General features: G+C 73.2%; 6 protein-coding genes. 4 read left to right on the top strand and 2 right to left on the bottom strand.

All coding sequences use genetic code 11. The features are described 5' to 3' along the window. Positions 1-205 precede the first annotated feature (205 nt). Positions 206-724, bottom strand: coding sequence for a DUF6264 family protein (locus AC1DY2_RS13545; RefSeq protein ID WP_476762910.1), 519 nt, complete (start codon positions 722-724; stop codon positions 206-208). A gap of 21 nt (positions 725-745) precedes the next feature. Here AC1DY2_RS13545 and cofE point away from each other — a divergent pair, with 21 nt between their 5' ends. The 4 genes from cofE to fgd are packed head-to-tail and all read left to right on the top strand — an operon-like array spanning position 746 to position 4,262. Further along, positions 746-1,528, top strand: a complete 783-nt coding sequence (cofE, locus tag AC1DY2_RS13540; protein ID WP_476762909.1) for a coenzyme F420-0:L-glutamate ligase — start codon at positions 746-748, stop codon at positions 1,526-1,528. 31 nt (positions 1,529-1,559) lie between these two features. Then, positions 1,560-2,558, top strand: a complete 999-nt coding sequence (locus AC1DY2_RS13535; protein ID WP_476762908.1) for a TIGR03557 family F420-dependent LLM class oxidoreductase — start codon at positions 1,560-1,562, stop codon at positions 2,556-2,558. A gap of 46 nt (positions 2,559-2,604) precedes the next feature. Further along, positions 2,605-3,246, top strand: a complete 642-nt coding sequence (cofC, locus tag AC1DY2_RS13530) for a 2-phospho-L-lactate guanylyltransferase (protein WP_476762907.1) — start codon at positions 2,605-2,607, stop codon at positions 3,244-3,246. Next, a complete protein-coding gene (fgd, locus tag AC1DY2_RS13525) occupies positions 3,243-4,262 on the top strand; it encodes a glucose-6-phosphate dehydrogenase (coenzyme-F420) (RefSeq protein WP_476762906.1) in 1,020 nt (339 codons plus the stop codon). The genes cofC and fgd overlap by 4 nt, the downstream gene beginning before the upstream one ends. A 127-nt stretch (positions 4,263-4,389) precedes the next feature. On the opposite strand, the gene ggt is transcribed toward fgd, so the two are convergent. After that, positions 4,390-6,108: gamma-glutamyltransferase (gene ggt, locus AC1DY2_RS13520; protein ID WP_476762905.1), on the bottom strand; the 1,719-nt coding region annotated here is incomplete at its 5' end.

Here is a 6,108-nt window from a genome sequence, read left to right as displayed (position 1 = left end):
GCGCGACGTCCTCGTCGTACGCCGGGCGGCTGGCGGCCGGGCTCGCGGATCGGGTGGCAGGGTCAGTGCCGTCGGGCGACGGGGCGTCGTCGACGCGGCCGAGTGCGTCGGAGACGGGCGGTCCGRCGTGTCGCGCGTTCATGCTCGATGGTAGCCACGCCGGCCCGGCGGCGGACAAGCCCTTGCGCCGCGCGTCGGCACAGCCCTAGAACGTCGCGCCCTCGACCCCCGAGATCGTGAGGGCGGCGCCGCCGAAGAAGACCGCGGCGATGAGCACGATGCCGACGATCGGGATCCAGAACGCGAGGCGCCGCAGCACGAGCACGATGACCGCGGCGATGAGGGCGAGGAGGCCGACCACGAGCGGGCCGATCAGCGCGATGACCATGCCGGTGCCCATGCGGTCGTAGTCGCACACCGTGCTGGCCCCGCACGAGTCGCCCGCGAACGCGAGGAACACCGCGAAGAACGACGCGAGCAGCGCCGCGCCGATCATGACGACGAGCAGCACGATGGTGAGCACCAGGTCCCACATGACCACGGGCCGCTTCGCCGGTGCGGATGCCGCGTACGGCTGCACTGCCTCGGTCATGCGCTCCCCCGACCCGCGTTCGCCCGTCGCTCCGCTGGCCGAATTCTGGCAGCCGGGCGCCGGATGCTGCAAGGATCGGGTGCGGGGAACGCGCGGGCACGTGCGGGCGACCCGCGCGTGAACGCAGGCGATCGAGTGGGACGGGGCAGCCGTATGGCCGTGGGATTCAGCGTCGAGGGCATCGAGGGCCTGCCGGAGGTGCAGCGCGGCGACGACCTGGCCGCGCTCATCGCGGGTGCGGTGGAGCTCGGCGACGGCGACATCCTCGTCGTCACCTCGAAGATCGTGTCGAAGTCCGAGGGGCGCATCGTCGAGGCCGCCGACCGCGAGGCCGCGATCACGGCCGAGACGGTGCGGGTCGTCGCGACCCGCGCCTACGACGGCGGCGTGACCCGCATCGTCGAGAACCGCCAGGGCATCGTCGGGGCGGCCGCGGGTGTCGACGCGTCGAACGCGCCGCACGGCACGGTGCTGCTCCTCCCGGTCGACCCCGACGGCTCCGCGCGGGCGCTCGCCACCGGCATCCGTGCGCTCACCGGCGCCGCGGTCGGCGTGATCCTGTCCGACACGCTCGGGCGCCCCTGGCGCGAGGGGCAGACCGACATCGCCATCGGCGCCGCGGGCGTGCACGTCTTCGAGGACCTGCGGGGGTCCGCGGATGCCGCGGGCAAGCCGCTCGCCGTCACCATGCCGTGCGTGGCCGACGAGATCGCCGGCGCCGCCGAGCTCGTGAAGGGCAAGTCGTCGGGCGTGCCGGTCGCGGTGGTGCGCGGGCTCGGACGGTACGTCGGCCCGCTCGACCTGCCGGGCGCACGCAGCATCATCCGCCCTGCGGAGCGCGACCTGTTCCGGGTGGGCGCCGACGAGGCGTACAACGACGGCTACCGCGACGGGTTCGACGAGTCGCAGGCCGAGGGTCCGCTCGCCTCGGAATGACACCCGCCTCCCGACGGGGGAGGATGGTGGGGTGTCTGCGCACATCGGCTACGCCGCGATGCTCGAGCGGTTCCCGCCCGCCGAGGCGGTGGCGCTGGCCGCGCTCGCCGAGTCGCACGGCTTCCGGGGGGTCATGGCGACCGACCACTTCCAGCCGTGGGTGCCGGCGCAGGGCGAGTCGTCATTCGTGTGGAGCGTGCTCGCCGCGATCGGCGAGCGCACCACGGGCGACCTCGGCCCGGGCGTGACGACCCCGACGTTCCGGATGCATCCGGCCGTCGTCGCCCAGGCGAGCGCGACGCTCGGGGCCCTCTATCCCGGCCGCCACTGGCTGGGCATCGGCTCGGGCGAGGCCATCAACGAGCATGTCGTCGGCCAGTACTGGCCCGAGGCGCCCGAGCGCATCAACCGCATGTTCGAGGCCGTCGACGTCATCCGCCGGCTCTTCGCCGGCTCCCTCGCCGGCCGCGACGTGCGCCACGCCGGCCCCCACTTCAAGCTCGAGTCGACCCGCCTGTGGACCATGCCCGAGGTCGCCCCAGAGATCCTCGTCGCGGCATCCGGACCCGTGACCGCCCGCCGTGCGGGCCGCAGCGTCGACGGGTTCATCACCACCGGCGCGCCGACCGACCGGCTCGCACCGCTGCTGCAGCGCTTCGCCGAGGGCGCCCGCGAGGCCGGCCGCAACGCCGCGACCATGTCGAAGGTGCTGCAGCTGCACCTGTCGTGGGCGCCGACCGACGAGCAGGCCATGCGCAACGCGCTCGTCGAGTGGCCGAACGGCGGCATGCGGTTCCCGCGCAGCGACATCCGCTCGCCCTACGAGTTCGACCAGCTCGCGCGCACCGTGCGCCCCGAGGACTTCTCCGGGCGCATGGTCGTCTCGGCCGATCCCGACGTGCACCGCGCCGACATCCAACGCCTGCTCGACCTCGGCTTCGACCGCATCTACCTGCACAACGTGGGCCGCAACCAGGCCGAGTTCCTCGAGGTGTTCGGCCGCGACGTGCTGCCCGGGCTGCGCGCATGAGGGCGCTCCGGATGCCGCGGGCGGGCGCGCGATGAGGTGGACGGTGGTGATCCCCGTGAAGGGGGCGCCGGCGGCCAAGAGCCGGCTCGGCCCCGCGGTCGACGACGACGCGCGTGCAGTGCTCGCGCGGGCGTTCGCGCTCGACACGATCGCGGCGGCAGTCGCCACCCCGTCGGTCGCGCGGGTGATCGTCGTCGGGGTCGACCCCGAGCTCGCCCGTGTCGCAGGTGCCGAGTTCGTGCGTGAGGGCGCGGGTGCTTCGGATGCCGCGGGCGGCGGCCGTGGGCTGCTCGCCGCCATCGCGCAGGGGGTCGACGTGGCCCGCGCCGAGGCGCCCGTCGCCGTGGCCGTGCTGCTCGGGGACCTGCCCGGGCTGCATCCCGAGGAGCTCGACCGCGCGCTCGAGGCCGCGGCGCGGCATCCGCTCGCCTTCGTGCGCGACGCCGACGGCACGGGCTCGACGCTCGCGACCGCGTCCGACGGGGTGGCGTTCGAGCCGCGGTTCGGGCCCGATTCGGCCGCCCGGCACGTGGCCGCCGGGTTCGTCGAGCTCGCGGCATCCGACCTGCCGGGCCTCACCCGCGACGTCGACACGGTCGACGGCCTCGAAATCGTGCTGCACCATGGAGTCGGCGACCACACCGCCGAAGCCGTGGCCCGGCTCGCCGATCGGAAGGGAACAGCATGACGCTCACACTCGGATACAAGGCCTCGGCGGAGCAGTTCGCCCCGCGCGAGCTCGTCGAGATCGCCGTCGCGGCCGAGGGGCACGGCATGGAGTCGGTATGGACGAGCGACCACTTCCAACCGTGGCGGCACACCGGCGGGCACGCGCCGTTCTCGCTCGCGTGGATGGCCGCGGTGGGAGAGCGCACGTCGACCGTGCGCATCGGCACGAGCGTGATGACGCCGACGTTCCGCTACAACCCGGCCGTGCTCGCGCAGGCGTTCGCCTCGCTCGGCGTGCTCTACCCCGACCGCATCATCGCCGGGTTCGGCACGGGCGAGGCGCTCAACGAGATCGCCACCGGCTTCCGCGGGGCGGGCGAGCAGGACTGGCCCGAGTTCAAGGAGCGGTTCGCGCGCCTGCGCGAGTCGGTGCGGCTCATGCGGGCGCTCTGGACGGGCGACGACCAGGTCAGCTTCGAGGGCGAGTACTACTCCACGCATGATGCCTCGATCTACGACCGACCCGAGGGCGGCGTGCCGATCTACATCGCCGCGGGCGGTCCGACGGTCGCGAAGTACGCCGGCCGCGCGGGCGACGGGTTCATCTGCACGTCGGGCAAGGGGGCCGAGCTCTACGTCGACCAGCTGCTGCCCGCCGTGAAGGAGGGCGTGGAGGCATCCGGCCGCTCGTTCGACGACCTCGACCGCATGATCGAGATCAAGCTGTCGTACGAGGAGACCGAGGAGGCCGCGCTCGAGAACACGCGGTTCTGGTCGCCGCTGTCGCTCTCGAAGGAGCAGAAGCACGACATCACCGACCCCGTCGAGATGGAGCGCGCCGCCGACGCCCTGCCGATCGAGGAGATCGCGAAGCGCTGGATCGTGGGCACCGACCCCGACGAGGTCGTGGCGCAGGTCGGGCAGTACATCGACTGGGGCTTCAACCACCTCGTGTTCCACGCGCCGGGTGCCGACCAGCGCCGGTTCCTCGAGCTGTTCGAGCGCGACCTGGCGCCGCGGCTGCGGGCGCGCTGACGCGGCCGGAGGAGATTCGCACCCGAGGAGGCGCCGGGCGGCGAATCCCACCTCCGCCCGGGCGAATCTCCTCCCGCCGTGCGGACGCCGACACCCGGGCGTGACCCCCCGGCGTCGACCCGCGGCGTCAGCCGGCCGGCTTCACCACCAGGCCCGTGCCGCCGCCACGGCGCACGGGCTCGGCGACCGCGGTCATGAGGCCCGTCGCGGGATCCACCTCGATCGCGGCCGCGGCGCCGATCTCCTTCGAGAGCGGACTCGTGGCCGTGCCCTGCACGGGCGCGAGGGCCTGGCCGAACGGCGCGAGGTCGTCCGCGTAGGCGGCGATGAACGCGTCCTCGGCCGGCGTCGGGGCCGCCGAGTTGCGCTGTGACGCGCGCGGTGCCGCCACGGCCTCGGGCAGCGTCATCCCGAGGTCGATGCGGTTCATGAGGATCTGGGTGACCGTGGTGATGATCGTGGCGCCGCCGGGCGAGCCGACGACGAACTTCACGTCGCCGTCGTCGAGCACGATCGTCGGCGACATCGACGAGCGCGGGCGCTTGCCCGGCTCGATGATGTTCGGGTCGGTGGGGTTCGGCACCGCGCTGAAGTCCGTCAGCTCGTTGTTGAGCAGGAACCCGCGTCCGGGAACGACCATGCCCGACCCGCCCGTCTGCTCGATGGTGAGCGTGTACGAAGCCGCGTTGCCCCAGCGGTCGACGACCGAGAGGTGCGTGGTCGACACGTTCTCGGTGTCGACGGGCTCGTCGAACGCCACGGCGTCGCAGCCCGCGGCATCCAGCGCCCCCGCCGGCACGGGCCGGAGCGAGGCGAAGTCGGGGTCGATCGTGCAGTCGCGCGCGTCGGCGAACTCCTGGCTGAGCAGGGTCTCGGTCGGCACGTCGACGAAGGCCGGGTCGCCGACGTAGGCGTTGCGGTCGGCGAACGCGTGCGCGGTGGCCTCGAAGTAGAGGTGCAGGCTCTGGCCGATGTTCGCGGGCGAGAGCTCGTGGTTCTCGAGGATGTTCAGCGACTCGCCGACGGTGGTGCCGCCCGACGACGAGGGCGCCATGCCGTAGACGTCGAGGCCGCGGTACTCGACGTGCGTCGGGTCCTGCACGACCACGTCGTAGCCCGCCAGGTCGTCGGCGGTCAGGTAGCCCGGGAAGGCGGGCAGCGTCGTGTCGGGGCTCGTCTGCGGGTCCTGCACGACGGCGGCGATCTCGTCGGCGATCGGCCCGTCGTAGAACAGGTCGGTGCCGCGCTTGCCGATCTCGCGGAGCGTCGCGGCGAGGTCGAGGTTCTTGAAGACCGAGCCGACCTCGGGGGCCTCGCCGCCGGGGAGGAACACCTCGGCCGTCGCCGGGAACGCCCCGAACCGAGCCTGGTTGTCGAGCGTCTGCTGGCGGAAGGTCTGGTCGACGGTGAAGCCCCTCGTGGCGAGCAGGGTCGCCGGCTTCAGGATGTCGCGCAGCGACTCGGTGCCGAACCGGTCGAGCGCCGTCTCCCAGGTCGCGAGGCTGCCGGGCACGCCGACGGAGACGCCCGACGACACCAGGTCGGCGAACGGATACGCCACCCCGTACGGCGCCGTCGCAGAGATGCTGCCGGGCACGATGAACGCGTCGCTCGGCATGGCCGCGGGCGCGGTCTCGCGTCCGTCGATCGTGGTGACCTCGCCGCTCGCGGCGTCGAAGTACACGAAGTACCCGCCGCCGCCGATGCCCGAGCTGTACGGCTCGGTGACACCGAGGGCGGCCGCCGTGGCGATCGCGGCATCCGCCGCATTGCCGCCGTCGCGCAGCACCTCGAGCCCGATGCGGCTGGCCTCGGCGTCGACCGACGACACCGCGCCGCCGTAGCC

It is taken from the genome of Agromyces sp. P1_H4 (genome assembly GCF_056405255.1).
The sequence above is the reverse complement of the archived record's forward strand: the minus strand, read 5'-3'. Positions and strand labels throughout refer to the sequence as shown.

What these genes read in the sequence shown, in the direction of transcription:
- fgd (WP_476762906.1), top strand. Translation starts at nt 3,243, where the DNA reads ATGACGCTCACACTCGGATACAAGGCCTCGGCGGAGCAGTTCGCCCCG.
- cofE (WP_476762909.1), top strand. Translation starts at nt 746, where the DNA reads ATGGCCGTGGGATTCAGCGTCGAGGGCATCGAGGGCCTGCCGGAGGTG.